This is a genomic window from Mitsuokella multacida DSM 20544, assembly GCF_000155955.1.
In the GTDB taxonomy this organism is placed as follows: domain Bacteria; phylum Bacillota; class Negativicutes; order Selenomonadales; family Selenomonadaceae; genus Mitsuokella; species Mitsuokella multacida.
Genome location: NZ_GG697142.2, coordinates 510,609 through 526,195 on the forward strand (window position 1 = coordinate 510,609; position 15,587 = coordinate 526,195).

Annotated in this window: 20 protein-coding genes; 16 read left to right on the forward strand and 4 right to left on the reverse strand. The window is 57.8% G+C overall.

The features are described from left to right. From MITSMUL_RS09170 to MITSMUL_RS09180, 3 genes are read left to right on the forward strand one after another with little or no spacing between them, the layout of a single operon-like run. On the forward strand, positions 1 to 234 hold the full coding sequence (locus tag MITSMUL_RS09170; RefSeq protein ID WP_040636143.1) for a hypothetical protein: 234 nt from the start codon (positions 1 to 3) through the stop codon (positions 232 to 234). Next, entirely contained in the window at positions 231 to 893 is a 663-nt protein-coding gene (locus MITSMUL_RS09175) for a DUF4405 domain-containing protein (RefSeq protein WP_005842032.1), read from the forward strand. The genes MITSMUL_RS09170 and MITSMUL_RS09175 overlap by 4 nt, the downstream gene beginning before the upstream one ends. Further along, a complete protein-coding gene (locus MITSMUL_RS09180; RefSeq protein WP_005842034.1) occupies positions 890 to 1,558 on the forward strand; it encodes a flavodoxin in 669 nt (222 codons plus the stop codon). The genes MITSMUL_RS09175 and MITSMUL_RS09180 overlap by 4 nt, the downstream gene beginning before the upstream one ends. Positions 1,559 to 1,631: 73 nt before the next feature. Here the strand turns inward: MITSMUL_RS09180 and MITSMUL_RS13125 are convergent, their stop codons facing one another. The 3 genes from MITSMUL_RS13125 to MITSMUL_RS09185 all read right to left on the reverse strand — a co-directional run bounded on the left by MITSMUL_RS13125 (position 1,632) and on the right by MITSMUL_RS09185 (position 2,778). Beyond that, a complete protein-coding gene (locus MITSMUL_RS13125; RefSeq protein ID WP_005842036.1) occupies positions 1,632 to 1,766 on the reverse strand; it encodes a hypothetical protein in 135 nt (44 codons plus the stop codon). Between the two features lie 62 nt (positions 1,767 to 1,828). Continuing rightward, positions 1,829 to 1,978 (reverse strand): helix-turn-helix domain-containing protein, encoded by a 150-nt coding sequence (locus MITSMUL_RS13180; protein ID WP_211205237.1) that lies wholly within the window; start codon positions 1,976 to 1,978, stop codon positions 1,829 to 1,831. Continuing rightward, positions 1,912 to 2,778 carry a hypothetical protein gene (locus MITSMUL_RS09185; protein ID WP_005842038.1) on the reverse strand — a complete coding sequence of 289 codons (867 nt, stop codon included), beginning with the start codon at positions 2,776 to 2,778 and terminating at the stop codon, positions 1,912 to 1,914. The genes MITSMUL_RS13180 and MITSMUL_RS09185 overlap by 67 nt, the downstream gene beginning before the upstream one ends. A 197-nt stretch (positions 2,779 to 2,975) precedes the next feature. Here MITSMUL_RS09185 and MITSMUL_RS09190 point away from each other — a divergent pair, with 197 nt between their 5' ends. The 3 genes from MITSMUL_RS09190 to MITSMUL_RS09200 all read left to right on the forward strand — a co-directional run bounded on the left by MITSMUL_RS09190 (position 2,976) and on the right by MITSMUL_RS09200 (position 5,987). After that, a complete protein-coding gene (locus MITSMUL_RS09190; protein ID WP_005842040.1) occupies positions 2,976 to 3,845 on the forward strand; it encodes a type 1 glutamine amidotransferase domain-containing protein in 870 nt (289 codons plus the stop codon). A 185-nt stretch (positions 3,846 to 4,030) separates the two neighbouring features. Next, complete coding sequence (locus MITSMUL_RS09195; RefSeq protein WP_040636144.1) at positions 4,031 to 5,194, forward strand: iron-containing alcohol dehydrogenase; 1,164 nt, start codon at positions 4,031 to 4,033, stop codon at positions 5,192 to 5,194. Between the two features lie 211 nt (positions 5,195 to 5,405). Next, on the forward strand, positions 5,406 to 5,987 hold the full coding sequence (locus tag MITSMUL_RS09200) for a flavodoxin (RefSeq protein ID WP_050751669.1): 582 nt from the start codon (positions 5,406 to 5,408) through the stop codon (positions 5,985 to 5,987). Positions 5,988 to 6,059: 72 nt separating this feature from the next. Here the strand turns inward: MITSMUL_RS09200 and MITSMUL_RS09205 are convergent, their stop codons facing one another. After that, positions 6,060 to 6,485, reverse strand: a complete 426-nt coding sequence (locus MITSMUL_RS09205; protein ID WP_005842046.1) for a MerR family transcriptional regulator — start codon at positions 6,483 to 6,485, stop codon at positions 6,060 to 6,062. Between the two features lie 171 nt (positions 6,486 to 6,656). Here MITSMUL_RS09205 and MITSMUL_RS09210 point away from each other — a divergent pair, with 171 nt between their 5' ends. From MITSMUL_RS09210 to MITSMUL_RS09250, 10 genes are all read left to right on the forward strand, one after another. Continuing rightward, positions 6,657 to 7,817: an iron-containing alcohol dehydrogenase gene (locus MITSMUL_RS09210; RefSeq protein WP_005842048.1), complete on the forward strand. Its 1,161-nt coding sequence runs from the start codon at positions 6,657 to 6,659 to the stop codon at positions 7,815 to 7,817. A gap of 57 nt (positions 7,818 to 7,874) precedes the next feature. Beyond that, positions 7,875 to 8,774: a LysR family transcriptional regulator gene (locus MITSMUL_RS09215; protein ID WP_040636146.1), complete on the forward strand. Its 900-nt coding sequence runs from the start codon at positions 7,875 to 7,877 to the stop codon at positions 8,772 to 8,774. Between the two features lie 389 nt (positions 8,775 to 9,163). Continuing rightward, positions 9,164 to 9,871, forward strand: a complete 708-nt coding sequence (locus tag MITSMUL_RS09220) for a carboxymuconolactone decarboxylase family protein (protein ID WP_211205238.1) — start codon at positions 9,164 to 9,166, stop codon at positions 9,869 to 9,871. A gap of 75 nt (positions 9,872 to 9,946) precedes the next feature. Further along, positions 9,947 to 10,156, forward strand: coding sequence for a hypothetical protein (locus MITSMUL_RS09225; protein WP_005842054.1), 210 nt, complete (start codon positions 9,947 to 9,949; stop codon positions 10,154 to 10,156). Between the two features lie 329 nt (positions 10,157 to 10,485). Further along, positions 10,486 to 11,223 (forward strand): alpha/beta hydrolase, encoded by a 738-nt coding sequence (locus MITSMUL_RS09230; RefSeq protein ID WP_248614832.1) that lies wholly within the window; start codon positions 10,486 to 10,488, stop codon positions 11,221 to 11,223. Beyond that, positions 11,177 to 11,449, forward strand: a complete 273-nt coding sequence (locus MITSMUL_RS13075; protein WP_248614833.1) for an alpha/beta hydrolase — start codon at positions 11,177 to 11,179, stop codon at positions 11,447 to 11,449. Before MITSMUL_RS09230 ends, MITSMUL_RS13075 begins: the two co-directional genes overlap by 47 nt. A gap of 368 nt (positions 11,450 to 11,817) precedes the next feature. Next, positions 11,818 to 12,264: a flavodoxin family protein gene (locus tag MITSMUL_RS09235; RefSeq protein WP_005842060.1), complete on the forward strand. Its 447-nt coding sequence runs from the start codon at positions 11,818 to 11,820 to the stop codon at positions 12,262 to 12,264. 38 nt (positions 12,265 to 12,302) lie between these two features. Continuing rightward, a complete protein-coding gene (locus MITSMUL_RS09240) occupies positions 12,303 to 13,394 on the forward strand; it encodes an alpha/beta hydrolase (RefSeq protein WP_040636357.1) in 1,092 nt (363 codons plus the stop codon). A gap of 41 nt (positions 13,395 to 13,435) precedes the next feature. Beyond that, positions 13,436 to 14,425: an aldo/keto reductase gene (locus MITSMUL_RS09245; protein WP_040636147.1), complete on the forward strand. Its 990-nt coding sequence runs from the start codon at positions 13,436 to 13,438 to the stop codon at positions 14,423 to 14,425. A gap of 39 nt (positions 14,426 to 14,464) precedes the next feature. Continuing rightward, positions 14,465 to 15,571, forward strand: a complete 1,107-nt coding sequence (locus MITSMUL_RS09250) for a DUF362 domain-containing protein (protein ID WP_005842066.1) — start codon at positions 14,465 to 14,467, stop codon at positions 15,569 to 15,571. Positions 15,572 to 15,587 lie beyond the last annotated feature (16 nt).

Genomic DNA, 15,587 nt, shown 5'->3' on the forward strand with positions numbered 1-15,587 from the left:
ATGGTGTTGCGTAAAGGAAGGCAGGACTGGCATGGCTGGCTGGCCGGTGCACTGGTCCTTGCAGGGCTCATCTACGCTTGGCTCTGCTTCACGTGTGTGCTGCGGCAGGGGCATATCCCCGAGGACGACTACGTGCGCATGACGCAGGAGATCGTGCGCCAGAGCTTGCCCGACGACGCCAGACCGGCTGGCTGGGAGCGCTCGGTGCGGGAGATGCGGGAGGTGCGTCCATGAGATATTTATTGGACATCCTGATGCTGATGATGCTCATCTTTGAGATGACGTTCTTCTATCTGCCACCCGTGCTACATGAAGTCATGGGGGTGGCCTTCTTGCTGCCCGTCTGCTGGCATTTTGCGCTCAACCGCCGCTATGTCGCGTCGCTGGGGCGCGGGCGCTGGAACGGGCCGCGCCTTGTGCGGCTCCTGCTGAACATCTTGCTCGTCGTTTCGTGCCTTGTGACCATTGTTAGCGGCTGCCTGACGTCGAGTGTGCTGTTTGCCGACGTCGTGCCGTTCTCGCTGCGCAGCAATCCTTCTCTCTATCAGCTGCACAGCACGGCGGCGCGCTACTTCCTCGTGCTGGCGGGGCTCCATCTTGGCTGGCATCTGCCGGCTTGGTGGCAGCGCTGGCTGCATGCGGCGGGCATCACTGCGCGGCCGCTGCCGGCGCGGATGCTCCTGCTCGGCCTCGGGGGGCTGCTCGGGGCGGGCGGCATCTACGCGGCGCAGCAGGACCTGCTCATCGAGCGCCTGCAGGGCGCGCATATCTTCATGGCACCGGCACTCTCGTATAGCGGCGCTGGCTACGCGTTGACGCAGGTCGGCATCATCATCGTATTCGCAGAAATCGGTTGGCTTTTATCGCTTTGGAAAGGAGCGCGCTTGAAATGAATCGCATGAATCGCAGAGAATTCTTGAAAATGGGTGGCATGAGCATGATGGCTATGGTCCTCGGAGGCTGCGGCCTGTCGTCATTGACGGGGCAGCCGTCGGGCAGTGCCGCGGCTGATGATGCTGGCACGTCGTCTTCGGCAGCTTCCGCAGGTGCTGTGGCAGCGGGCGGCAAGACGCTCGTCGTCTACTATTCGGCGACGGGGCGCACGGAGCGCGTGGCCAAGGTCATCGCCAAGGAACGCCAGGCCGACATCATGAAGCTCGTGCCGAATCCGGACTACACGGAGGCGGACCTCGACTACAACGATAAGAGCAGCCGCGTGAGTCGCGAGCACGACGACGCCTCGTTGCGCGAGAAGATCCAGCTGCAGAAGGCGGTGCCGGACAACTGGGCGTCGTATGACACGATCTTCCTCGGCTACCCGATCTGGTGGGCCATCGCGGCCTGGCCGGTCGATGCCTTCGTCAAGGCCAACGACTTCACGGGCAAGAACGTCGTGACGTTCGCGACGGCCTACAGCTCGCCACTCGGCAACAGCGGCAAGCTGCTCGCCGAGATGGCCGGCGGCAAAGGCAACTGGCAGGACGGCACGTGCTTCACGGGCAGCCTTGACGACGCCAAGGTCGTGGAGTGGGTCCGCTCGCTGAACGCAGCAAAGTAAACGGAGACAGAAAAAACCACTTGTGCGGGCCGCGCTCGCAGGCAAGTGGTTTTTTACTGGGCAATAGGTGCGATCATTTCTCGTCCGTGCCGTCGCCGTCATAGCTGGGCAACAGATCACTCGTATAGGGAATCTTGCCGGACAGGACGTCGCGGTAGAAGCCCTGCCTTCCAGGCGATGTAGTCGATGGCTTCCTGGATGGCGGCATGACTGTGGTATTCCGGGATGGGACGAATATGGATGTGTGATATTAGACACGTAAGCTCATTGTCAACTTTTTTTCGCATAGTCCCTTGGTGTTACTCCATAATACTCGCGAAACGCCTTGTAAAAATTGCTCGTGTTGCTATAGCCTACCATGCTCGAAATTTCTTCCACGGACAGGTCGGTGCCTTTGATAAGGATTGCCGCCCTGTCCATTCTCTTTTCCAAGACAATTTCCGAAAATTTTTTCCAATCCTTTTGGAGAGGAGAGAGGAGATGTAATTGGGATGATAAGAAAAATGCTCGGCAATATCCCTTAATGTGACGGATTCGGGATGAGAGTTGATGTATTGAACGATTCTGTCTTCCAGTGCTTCACCTGCGGGCATAAACTGTTGAAGCCGATATTGTCTGGCGATATAGAGGAATAACGACAGCACCATGGGTTTTAGTATTTTTTGCGTATCTTCCTTTTTGTCGGCATACTCCAACACCATGATTTCCAACAGGCTACGAACGGGTGAAACCTTTTCAAAGGACAGGTGAATAAACTCATCGGAAAACTTATCCGTACGCGGATCGAGGAAAAAACGAAACATATTCGCATCCATAGATAGTGCCGACAGATATTCGCGGAAGAAGGTGTCTTTCTTGATGTGGACTCCAATCATGATGATGTCTTCTGTCTCGCTGTCACCTCTGAGTGCATAGCCGCTGAAGGGCTGACCGATGTAGCAGTCTCCCTCGCGTACCGTGATGAGATTGTCAAACTTGGCACTTAGGGCGTTGTAATCCATTTGATAGGCGTAGTCGATAAAGAAGAAGTCCTGACGGTGGAATGGTTCCTCGATGTGGTTCCCCTTGAATACCACGACCATAATATCCTCCGCAGGGTCGCCCTGCCATTGGGACATCTTATCCTTCGCGCCGTTTAGTTCGAACTCCCGAAACTCCCAGTTCAAGTTCGCCCAATCGCGCCCTAACTTGTCTATGGCCAGCGTCAGCAGCTTGTTCATGATGGTTCACCCCTTTATTGTCTCCAATCATACCACATAATCTTAAGATTTACCATAGAACATATTAAAATTCACTAGCGACAGAGGAAAAAGGGCGTGCTAATATATGGGCATATCGGGCGAGCGGCCTTCGCTCTATGGTAGTCACATTGTGGGATAAGATGGATTTGATGTAATCTTGCGAGGAGGAGATTCTCATGAAAAAGATTTTATTGTTCATGTTGGCCTTGATGCTTATGGTGCCGACATTATCCGCCGAGGCAGCATCCAACGAGGCAGCATCCAAAGGGAAGGTTTTGCTCGTAGCCTCCAGTACGAACACGCTCACGTTGAAGGACGGAAAGGTTGACCCGACGGGCTATTTCCTTGACGAATTGGCGGTGCCTAGCATGCGTCTGATCAAGGAGGGCTATGAAGTCGTTTTGGCTACGCCAAAGGGCGATATTCCCGTCATGGACAAGGTTTCCAACAATGTCGCTCTGTTCCATGGCAACCAAGCCGCTCTTGACGAGGCATTGGATTTTGTACAACACGACCCCGTTATGCTCCATCCCATCAAAATTAAGGATGCTATCGCCGAGGGGCTCGATAATTATGCAGCCGTTTATGTCCCCGGCGGTCATGCACCGATGAACGATCTTATGCAGGACAAGGATTTTGGCAAGGTGCTTAGGTATTTCCATGAAAAGGGCAAGCCGACTGCCTTCCTGTGCCACGGCCCGATTGCTTCCCTTGCGGCTCTTGATGACCCGGCAGGTTATCGCAAGGCTCTTGTGTCCGGTACTTTTGACGAGCAAGCAGAGAAAAGCAAAAACTGGCAGTATGCCGGTTATCGCATGACGATTTACTCCAATGCCGAGGAATATCCTGTTGAGGAGAATGTATTGAAAGGGAAATTGCCCTTCTATGTCGCCGATGCGTTGCAAATTGCCGGTGGCATCGTGGAACACGCGCCCTTGAACGAAGGCCATGTTGTGCGTGACCGCGAACTTATCACGGGACAGAATCCGGCATCCGACCACATGATTGCCGAGGAATTGGTAAATGCTTTGGCCGAAAAACATTGATGATGTTGTCGTCTACGCCAGTCGTTTGCCGGAAGTAAAAAATATATCTCTGGCAGGACATTCCCAAAGGATTTACCACGATAGATATTAAGATATAGCGTCGAAATTGCCAGCGGAGGGCGCTATACTTGAAACGTAAGTTGAACACATCAGCAAAGTATAAATATCGTATGGAGGTTTTCAAGATGAAAGACTTTGTTTTTGACATGCCAACCCGTGTGCTTTTCGGAGCCGGTCAGTTGGGCGCTCTGCACGAGCAGAAGCTCCCCGGCAAAAAGGCGCTGATCGTCACGTCCAACGGGCAGTCGGTCAAGAAGTATGGCTATCTGGCCCGCACGGAAAAAGAGCTGGAGCTGGCCGGTGTGGAGCATGCCCTGTTTGATGAGATCCGCTCCAACCCCACCCGTGAGAACGTCATGGACGGCGCAAAGGCGGTGAAAGAAAACGGCTGCGATTTCGTGGTGGCTCTGGGCGGCGGCTCTGTCATGGACTGTACCAAATGCATTGCGCTGATGGCGGCGAACCCCGGTGACATCTGGGACTATTCCCTCAGTAGCCAGGGCGGCAAGCAGACCCCTCCCTTTGACGCCATCCCCATTGTGGCGATCACGACCTCTGCCGGAACCGGCAGCGAAGTGGACATGGCTGCGGTGATCTCCAACAACGCCACAAAGGAAAAGACCGGCATCTTCTTCCCCTCCATGTTCCCGACCCTCTCCATTGTCGATTCCGACCTGATGATGAGCGTGCCGCCGAAATTTACGGCCTATCAGGGCATGGACGCTTTCTTCCATGCTTCGGAGAGCGTCATCAACAAGAACGAGCATGTTGTGGCAGAGATGTTTGCGCTGAAAGCCATCGAACTGGTCGCCAAATATCTGCCCATTGCCTACAAGGACGGAGCCAACAAAGAGGCCCGTTACTATATGGCGATTGCGAACACGCTGGCAGGCTATTACATGAACTGCACCTCCGCCCACACGATGGAGCACGTTATGGGCAGCTATCACGAGAATCTGGTTCATGGCGCAGGGCTGATCATGATCGCCCACGCCTACTATGATTTCTTTGCGGAGCGTCAGGCTGCCGAGGAGCCGATGATCAAGATGGCGCGGGCGATGGGCGTGAAGGACCCCAGTTCCGGCAAAGACTTTATCCGCGCTCTGGACGCTCTGCTGGAATCCATCGACTGCGCCGACCTGAAGATGAGCGAGGCCGGGATCACCAGGGAAGAAATGAAACTGTATCCACAGCGCGTCCACGAGGTGCTGGGCGGAGATATTACCGCCGATCCGCTGCCGCTGTCCGATGAAGATTACCTGGAAATCTATGAGAAGTCTTTCCGGTAAACAGAGGGCACAGGCGAGGAAGCAGCAGAGCTTGCAAAAAAGGGCATCTGGCTATCAAAAATCTCCTGCTGGACATCTAAGGTTTTGGCAGGAGATTTTTAGTTTATTACGGGAAACGAGAGAGGTGAAGCCATGAGATATCTATTGGATGTGTTGCTCTTGATGATGCTCGTCTTTGAGATGACGTTCTTCTACCTGCCGCCTGTGCTGCATGAGGCCGTGGGCGTGGGCTTGCTGCTGCCGATCATCTGGCATCTCATGCGCAACCGCCGCTTCCGCAGGTGCTGTGGCAGCGGGCGGCAAGACGCTCGTCGTCTATTACTCGGCGACGGGCCGCACGGAGCGCGTGGCCAAGGTCATCGCCAAGGAGCGCCAGGCCGACATCATGAAGCTCGTGCCGAATCCGGCCTACACGGAGGCGGACCTCGACACTCATGACAAGAACAGCCGCACGACCCGTGAGCGCGACGATACCTCGCTGCGCGAGAAGATCCAGCTGCAGAAGGCGGTGCCGGACAACTGGGCGTCGTATGACACGATCTTCCTCGGCTACCCAATCTGGTGGTCCATCGCGGCCTGGCCGGTCGATGCCTTCGTCAAGGCCAATGACTTCACGGGCAAGAATGTCGTGACGTTCGCGACGGCCGGCATCTCGCCACTCGGTAACAGCGGCAAGCTGCTCGCCGAGATGGCCGGCGGCAAGGGCAACTGGCAGGACGGCACGTGCTTCACGGGCAGCCTTGACGACGCCAAGGTCGTGGAGTGGGTCCGCTCGCTGAGCGCAGCAAAATAAGCAGAGACAGAAAAACCACTTGTGCGGGCCGCGCTCGCAGGCAAGTGGTTTTTTGCTGGGCAATAGATGCAATCATTTCTCGTCCGTACCGTCGCCGTCATCGCTGGGCAGCAGATCGCTCTTGTAGGGAATTTTGCCGGACAGGACGTCGCGGTAGAAGCCCTGCTTCCAGGCGATGTAGTCGATGGCTTCCTGGATGGCGGCAATCTTCTCGTGCAGGGCCTCGTCCTTGCGGGCGAGCATCTGCTGGCGCGTGGGGATGGAGGGCACGCCCTCGAGGCAGAGCGCAAGGTATTTTTTCATCTCGGCAATCGTGAAGTCGCAGTTCTTGAGACAGTTGAGGCTCTTGACCCAGCCGAGGTCGTGCTCGTCAAAGATGCGATGGTTGTTCTTGTCGCGCTTGACATGGGGGATGAGTCCTTGGTTGCAGTAGAACTTCAGCGTCTCGTATTTCATATTGGCGGCTTCGCAGACTTGCTTCATAGTATATATCGGCATGATGAGATCAACTCCGTACGATAAAACGATAGAACAAAAAGAGAAAACTTTTTTTGAAATGTGCTTGACCGGTAGTAACAACCGGCTGATACACTCAGTATAGAGCTTCCCGAGAGGGAATGGAAGTATCGATTGGTTACCGGGCAGCCGGCAAGAATAGGAGAGAGAAAAATGGAAGCTTTTACTTTTTCGTATCCGACGAAGAATTACTTTGGTCAGGGCGCGGCGCATAAGGCACTCGCCGAGGAACTGCCGAAGTACGGCAAGCATGTCCTGCTGGCCTATGGCGGCGGCAGCGTCAAGCGCAATGGCATCTATGACGAGCTCCTGGCCATTCTCAAGGAACAGGGCAAGGAAGTCACGGAGTTTGCGGGCATCATGAGCAATCCGACGTATCGCAAAGTGCAGGAGGGGGCTCGTCTTGTACGGGAACATAAAATTGACCTCATCCTGGCAGTCGGCGGCGGCAGCGTCTCGGACTGCTGCAAGGCCGTGTCGGCACAGGCCGCGCTCGAGGAGGACCTCTACGACTACGAGTACGCGAAGCACAAGGTGCCGACGGCTGGCGTGCCGATGGGCGTCATCGTCACGGCTTCGGGCACGGGCAGCGAGCAGAATGCCGGCGCTGTCATCACCTACGAGGAGAAGAATTGGAAGGGCCCGCTCTGGGGCACGGCGGCTTCGTTTGCTGTGCTCGACCCGTACTACACGAAGACTGTGCCGATGCGACAGGTCATCTCGGGCGCCTTCGACACGCTGAGTCACTGCCTCGAGACGTACCTCGGCACGCCGCGCGAACCGAACCTCTCGGATGTGATGAATGAGTCGGTCATGCGCTCGGTCATCGAGAACATCCGCAAGGTAAAGGCGGATCCCGAGGACATGCAGGCGCGCTCGGAGCTCATGTGGGCTTCGGCCATGGCGGAGAACGGCGTGCTGAAACTCGGCAAGGTCACGGACTTCCAGTGCCACATGATCGAGCATCAGCTCGGCGCCTATACGGACTGCAACCATGGCTGCGGCCTGGCCGTCATCCAGCCGGAGCTCTACCGCCATCTGGCACCGGAGGCTCCTGCGCAGTTTGCCCGCCTTGCGCGCGAGGTCTTTGGCGTCGCAGAGCAGGAGTCGGAACTCGCGACGGCATTGGCCGGAGTGGAGAAGTTCGCGGATTTCATCGAGGAGATCGGCCTGCCGACGACGCTCAAGGCGATGGGCATCGAGGACAAGGCCATGCTGCATGCGGTCGCTGTGACGAGCATCCGCACGCCGGGCTGCGCCAAGAAGCTCACGGATGAAGAGATCGAGGAAATTCTCTTGCACGTGCTGGGATGAGTGTGGCAGTATAGTAGTAGAGAGACCGTGTGAGCAGAATGAGAGGGGAGTAGGACTTTGTACAATCCACAGTTGATAACCTTCATGAAAGCGGCGGAGGAAGGAAGCTTCAGCAAGGCGGCGGAAGCGCTCTTCATCTCGGCGCCGGCCGTCATCAAGCAGATCAACCTGCTGGAGGCACGGCTCAACCTGCGCCTCTTTGAGCGCACGCATCGCGGCCTGCAGCTGACGAAGGCAGGCGAGTCGCTCTACAGGGATGCGGCGTATCTCGTCCAGTACAGCAAGGACGCCGTAGAGCGGGCGCGCAAGGCCATGCAGGAGACACAGCAGCTCATCCGCATTGGCATCTCGGTCATGACGCCGACGAATTTCCTGCTGAATCTCTGGCCGAAACTGCAGGAGGTCAGTCCCGACCTGCAGTTCCAGCTCGTGTCGTTCGAGAACACGCCGGAGAACGCGCGCGAGATCCTCACGCATCTCGGCGCGAACATCGATGTGGTCGCAGGCGTATTTGACGAGAGTATGTTTCATCTGCAGGGAAAATGTGAGGGCATGGAGCTCCGCCGTGAGCCCTTCTGCATGGCGGTACCACTCAGCCATCCGCTGGTGGCCAAAGAGCGGTTGACGCTTTCGGAACTCGAAGATGAAACAATCAATATCATTCAGCCGGGCTGGTCCAAGGTGATGGATGATTTACGTAAGGATCTTGTCATGAATCATCCAGATATTCATCTGAAGGAATTCCCGTTTTACAATATTGATATGTTCAATCGTTGCGTTAATGAGGGGAGCCTGCTCATCGGCGTGCCGGAGTGGAAGGACATCCACCCGCTGATGCGCATGATTCCTGTGGAATGGGACTATGCAATCCCCTTCGGTATCCTGCACGCGCCGCAGCCCTCGGCGGCTGTGAGCCGGTTCCTTTATGCTGTCCGCAAGGTTTTGTCCAAGGGATGAGCCCATTCTGTCCGAAAACTATAAGTTAATACTGCCTAACGAAACGAGACTTCTGCTGAAGCCTCGTTTTCTTTATGATAAAAGCAAGAGATGAGCAAGATATATCGGCTGAAGATGGTCGGGGACAATAGGGAAGGTATTGGTCATGAGAAAGGATGACAGGCATGAAAAAGAAATGGTGGCATATGATGCTTTTGGGGTTGGCTTCTGCAAGCTTTCTGACGCTCTTGCAGGTTCCGGCAGAAGCATCGCCGGATAAAGCTTCGACTGGCCTGACAGCTGAGTCGAAACCTGCAGTAGCCGCGGGAGAATCGACGCTTTCTGGCTATAATCGGGGCAGGATAGCTCAAGAGAATTACGAGAAGCTTCATGGCAAGGAGGCTTTCCCTTTGGAAAAGACAGATCCTGAGTATGCAGACATGATGAAGAAGTACATCTACGGGGACATCGCCGAGCAGATGACAATCACGCCGGTCGAGCAGTCGCTCGTCGTGCTCAGCGTGCTGGCGACGAACCAGAACGCGGACCTGCTGCCTCGTGCCGTCGAGGAGGCGCTGGCGGCCGGCGCAACGCCCTTGCAGATTCGCGAGGCCATCTACCACATCACGCCGTACGTCGGCTTTGCCAAGACGGAGCCTGCCGTGCGCCAGATGAATGAGGTCTTCCGCCGTCACGGCGTGAAACTGCCGCTTAAAGCGCAGGGCACGACGACGGACGCGGACCGCTTCGAGAAGGGCCTCGCTTACCAGACGGGCAAGTATGGGGAGCGCATCACCGAGATGCGCGCGAACACGCCGGCGTACGAGAAGCACCTGCAGGATGACCTCTCGGCTTTCTGCTTCGGCGACATCTACACGCGCGGCACTTTTGGCCACAAGGAGCGCGAGATGCTGACGGTCGCGGCCATCGGCACGCTCGGCATCGAGGCGCAGTTCCGCAGCCACGTCAACGGCACGCTCGCGGCCGGCGCGACGAAAGAGGAAGTCATCGGCATCATCACGGCGATGAACCCCTACGTCGGCTTCCCGCGCACGCTCTGGATGCTCCAGATCGCCAACGGTTGTTTCGCGGCAGCCGCGCAGGCCAAAGCCCAATAAGCGCCTATCCCGCACACAGTTGATGCAGGTTCACGATATTACCAATCCGAGCTGAACAGAAAGGAAAGATTCCCCATGAAACTGAAACAGAGACGTTTTCTCGCGGCCCTCACGGCCATGGTGACCGGCGGCCTCATGACCATGTCCCTCCATGCCATGCTAGTCGAAGCGGCTGCCGTCCAGGACTCCATCAAGGACGCGCCGCAGCAGGCGACGGGCATCGCGTTCATTACCAGATTTACCAGATCTGGGGCGAGGCCCCGCACGAACTCCGTCCCGGCATGACCGTCACCATCCCTGCCGGGATCAAGCACTGGCACGGCGCAGCCCCCCGCAGCATGCTCTAGCATATCTCCATCATGGAATCCGTCCCCAAGATCACAACCGAGTGGCTGGAAGAAGTCAATCCTGCAGATTACGAAGCATTGAACCCATGATGCCCCCTGTAATCATCGGTTCTCACTTGTAATCACAGGTTTATACAGACTAACGAAACGAGACTTCTGCCGGAGTCTCGTTTTCTTTATCATGAGAATCGAGGAAACCACTGTGTTGCCGTAAGTGAGGCAGAATACAAATAAGATATAGAAAGAATGAGTATGCTTATGAGACAGATGAATGCAAGAGCAATCAACGAGACTAGCCCAGTAAAGCCCGTCAGGCCGGCCGTCAAGATGCGGCAGGTACGCAAGGCGCTGTTCACGGGCAGCACACCGCTGCGCGAGGTCATCCATGCGCCGTACTTCAAACCGTTCGGGCGGCTGCTGTTCCCGACGACGTGGCCGATACCGCGGCAGGCGACGCTGTCGGACCTGCGCGCGTTCCTGCCGTGGTATTCGGAGATACGGACGAAGACGAGCATCGAGGTGCTGACGGCACTCTACGGGGACGCGAAGAGCGGGGAGACCATCTTCTATCCCATCTACACGGAGGCGGAGCAGGCCGAGATGCCGGCCAAGCGGGACACGGGCCTGTTCTTCTTCCGCAGCCGTGCGCCGAAACGCCACCGCACGGCGGTCTGCAGTGCAGGCGGCGGCTTTGTTTACGTCGGCGCCATCCACGACAGCTTCCCGCACGCGCTGGCGCTCTCGCGGCGCGGCTACGATGCCTTTGCGCTGATCTACCGGCCCGGTGCCAAGACGGCCTGTGAGGACCTGGCCCGCGCGCTGGCTTTCCTCTTCGCGCACGAGCAGGAGCTCGGCATCTCGATGGAAGGGTACTCGCTCTGGGGCGGCTCGGCCGGCGCGCGCATGTCGGCCTGGCTCAGCGACTACGGCACGGGCGCCTTTGGCGAGCGAGCGCGCCTTGCCGCGCCCGGCGGCCGTCGTGCTGCAGTACACGGGCCTCAGTGAGGTCACGGGGCGCGAGGTCCCGACGTACAGTTGCGTCGGCGACGAGGACCCGATTGCCGACTGCCACACCGTGCAGAGCCGCATCGATGCCCTGCGTGCGGGCGGCGTTCCCGCAGAGCTCGAGATTTTCCCAGGACTCGCGCACGGTTTCGGACTCGGCAATGGCACAGTCGCCGAGGGCTGGCTGGACCGTGCCGTCGCCTTCTGGGAGGCACAGCTCGGGTGATAACAGTTGGTTCAAACTGCCTAACTGATGGAGCCTTCTGCGAGGCCGCGTGGGTGGCTATAATACAGTCATCGAGAGAAATGATGCGAAAGCATAGATAACGACGGCGGTGTCGGTTGTCACTATGCCGCTCGTGGCCTGGATCGTTGGCATCGGCTGATGCCACTTCCTCATAAATTCCCAGTATCTACCTGTAGTAACCAGTAGTTTCTGCCGATAACCGCTGGTTCATACTCATTAACGAAACGAGACTTCTGCCGGAGTCTCGTTTTTCCTATAATGAAGACAGTTGAGGGATGGCGGGGCGGCCGATCCTCTGCAGACGATAAGCAAAGAATCGACAAGATTTCGATAGGAGATGTTTGGATATGAAAATCTTATTTATCAATGGCAGCCCGAACCGCGAGGGCAATACGGCAAATCTGGCAAAGGCACTGCTCACCGGCCACGAATACGAGACGCTGATGCTGACGGACTACCGCATCAACGTCTACGGGCAGGAGCTGCCGAGTGACCAGCTCGAGGAAGTCCTAGCGAAGATCCGCGAGGCAGACGTGCTCGTCATCGGCTCACCGGTCTACTGGCACAACATCTGCGGCTCGGTGCGCACGCTGCTCGACCGCTTCTACGGCCCCGTTGCCGAGGGCAGCCTGCACGGCAAGTGCTTCTTCCTGTTCCAGGGCGCCGCTCCGGAAAAGTGGATGCTCGAAGCCGGTGACTACACGATGAAGCGCTTCGCCTCGATGTACGGCTATGCATATGGAGGCATGGCCACGAACCGCCGCGAAGCCGAGCAACTGGCACAGAAGCTTTGAGGCGTGGCTGGAGAGAAAGGAGTCTTTTGATGAAACCGATGAACTATTGGAAGAAAGCAGCGGTAGCCCTGATGCTCGCGGGTTTTGGCAGCTTCGGCTTCTCGTATCAGCCGGCCTCTGCCATGCAGCATCCGGTGACGATTGAGGACCAGGGCAGTTTCATGGCTGGCGGCAAGACGGTGACGGCACCGGGCACGTATGACGGCACGAAGCCGACGGACTTCGCCGGCGAGACGCTGCATGGCGATCACGCTTACGTGTTCTACCAGAAGCCGGTCAAGGCCAAGAAGACGAGCATGGTCTTCCTGCACGGCTACGGCCAGTCGGGCAAGACCTGGGAGACGACGCCGGACGGGCGCGATGGCTTCCAGAATATTTTCCTTGAGAAGGGGTACAAGACGTACGTCGTGGATGAACCGGGCCGCGGCAAGGCCGGCCGCCGCACGACCCCGGGCACGGTCTCGGCACAGCCGGATGACCAGCTCTGGTTCAACACGTTCCGCATCGGCGAGTGGCCGGATACGTACGACAATGTCGCAGTGCCGCGCACCAAGGAAGCCGAGGAGCAGTTCTTCCATGCGATGACGCCGGATACGGCGCCGTTTGACCAGCAGGTCGTCGCCGATGCGATGACGGCTGTCATGGATAAGGCCGGTGACGGCGTGCTCGTCACGCATTCGGCTGGCGGCGCCCCTGGCTGGCTGACGGGCATCCAGTCGGAGCACGTCAAGGGCATCATTTCGCTGGAGCCGGGTGCGTTCCCGTTCCCGAAGGGACAGGCGCCGGCCGTCGAGAAGACGACGAGCCCATTCCCGGCCACGCCGATGGAAGTCTCGATGGAAGACTTCCTGAAGCTGACGAAGATCCCGACGGTCATCTACTTTGGCGACAACATCCCGAAGGGAGATACGCCGGTCGCGAACTGGGGCCAGGACAACTGGCGCGTGCGCTGGAATCTCGCCAAGAAGTGGGAGACTGTCATGCGCTCCTACGGCGCGGATGTCAGCGTCGTCTCGCTGCCGGACATCGGCATCAAGGGCAGCACGCACTTCATGATGGCAGACCTCAACAATCGCGAGGTCGCCGATGCAATGGTCAAGTGGATGCACGAACGCAAGCTTGACCGCTGAGACAATGGTCTTGAAAGAAAGAGAACAGGAGATTGATATAGATGGAAAAGAGACGTTTGGGACGAAGCAATGTATTCGTCAATCCGGTCGGCCTCGGCTGCATGGGCTTCAGTCATGCGATGGGCGAGCCGGTCGCGAAGGAGCAGGCTGTCCGCACGCTGCGCGAGGCAGCAGAGGCCGGCTATGATTTCTTCGATACGGCGGAGTGCTATACGGGCGTATTGCCGGACGGCTCGACCTCGTACAATGAGGAGCTCGTGGGCAAGGCGCTCCAGGGTATTCGCGACAAAGTCGTCATTGCGACGAAGATGGGCGTTTACCACAATGAAGACCGCACGCTCTCGCTCGACAGCAGTCCGACGGCCATCCGCAAGAGCATCGAGGGCAGCCTACGCCGCCTGGGCACGGACTACGTCGACCTCTACTACCAGCACCGCATCGACCCGAAGGTGGAGCCGGAGGTCGTGGCCGCCACGATGAAAGAGCTCATCAAGGAAGGGAAGATCCGCGCCTGGGGCATCTCGGAGACGACTGAGGAATACCTGCGCCGTGCGAACGCTGTCTGCCCGGTCACAGCCATCGAGAACCGCTATTCGATGATGGCGCGCTGGCATGAGTCGCTGTTCCCCGTCTGCGAGGAGCTCGGCATAACGTTCGTCGCGTTCTCGCCGATGGCCAACGGCTTCCTGACGGGCAAGTACTCGCCGAAGACGAAGTTCGAGGGCAGTCAGGACTACCGCAAGCAGATGCCGCAGTATTCCGAGGAAGGCTACGAGAAGGGCAAGAAGCTCCTCGACTTCCTGACGGGGCTCGCAGAAGAGAAGAAAGCGACGCTCGGCCAGCTCTCGCTCGCCTGGATGCTCGCCAAGAAGCCGTACATCATCCCCATCCCGGGCTCGCGCAAGCTCAGCCGCCTGAAGGAGAACCTCGCGGCAGCCGACGTCGAGCTGACGGCGGATGAAGTGGCGCGCATCGACACGGAACTCGATGGAATGGATTTTGAAGTATTTGGCGGCTATGCAGCAAGATGAGGAAATAAAGATGCTGGTTGCAGAAAGTGGGTGTTTGTCATGGACAAGTTTTCGAGACGCAGTTTTGTGAAGATGGCGGGGTTGGTGGCCGCGGCAGCGGTCATGCCGGGTTTCTCGTCGGACGAGATCAAGAAGGCGGAGGCCAAAGAAGAAGAATTGACGAAGGCGGAGCCCGGAACGGGTGGCGACCATTACGATGCGCCGCAGGGGCGTCAGGGTGGCGAATCGGTTGTCTACTTCACGCGCGACCTATCGGCCGCCGGACTGCTCAAACTGTATGAGAAGATTGCGCCGAACATCACGGGGCGCGTCGGCATCAAGCTGCACACGGGCGAGCCGCACGGGCCGAACATCATCCCGCGGCCGTGGGTCAAGGAGCTCATCGCGAAGGATCTGCCTGAGGCGAAGATCGTCGAGACGAACACCTATTATCAGGGCGACCGCTACACGACGGAGCAGCACAGGAAAACCCTGGCCATCAACGGCTGGGACTTCGCGCCCGTCGACATCATGGATGAGTCCGGTACGGCCATGCTGCCCGTCAAGGGCGGCAAGTGGTTCACGGAGATGTCCGTTGGCGCGCATCTCCTGGATTACGACTCGCTGCTCGTGCTCACGCACTTCAAGGGGCATACGATGGGCGGCTTCGGCGGCTCCAACAAGAACATCGGCATCGGCTGCGCGGACGGCCGTATCGGCAAGAAGATGATCCATGCGGGCTCAGAGTCCGAGCAGTGGGCCATGAGCAAGGAAATGCTCATGGAGCGCATTACGGAGTCGTCGAAGGCGACGGTAGACCATTTCGGCGATCACATCGCCTACATCAATGTGCTGCGCAACATGTCGGTGGACTGCGACTGTGCGGGCACGACGGCTGCGAAGCCAACGGTGCCGAACATCGGCATCTTGGCTTCAACCGATATCCTCGCCATCGACCAGGCTTCCGTCGACTTCGTCTACGCGCTGCCGGAGCACTACCGTCATGACCTCGTCGAGCGCATGGAGACGCGCCACGGCCTGCGCCAGCTCAGCTACATGAAGGAGCTCGGCATGGGCCGCGACCGCTACGTCCTGCTCGACTGCGACCATGGTGAGAAACCCATCACGCTCGCCGACGCCGTGAGCAAGGTCAAGCCATTTCGCTGAGTTGCCCGACGAATGG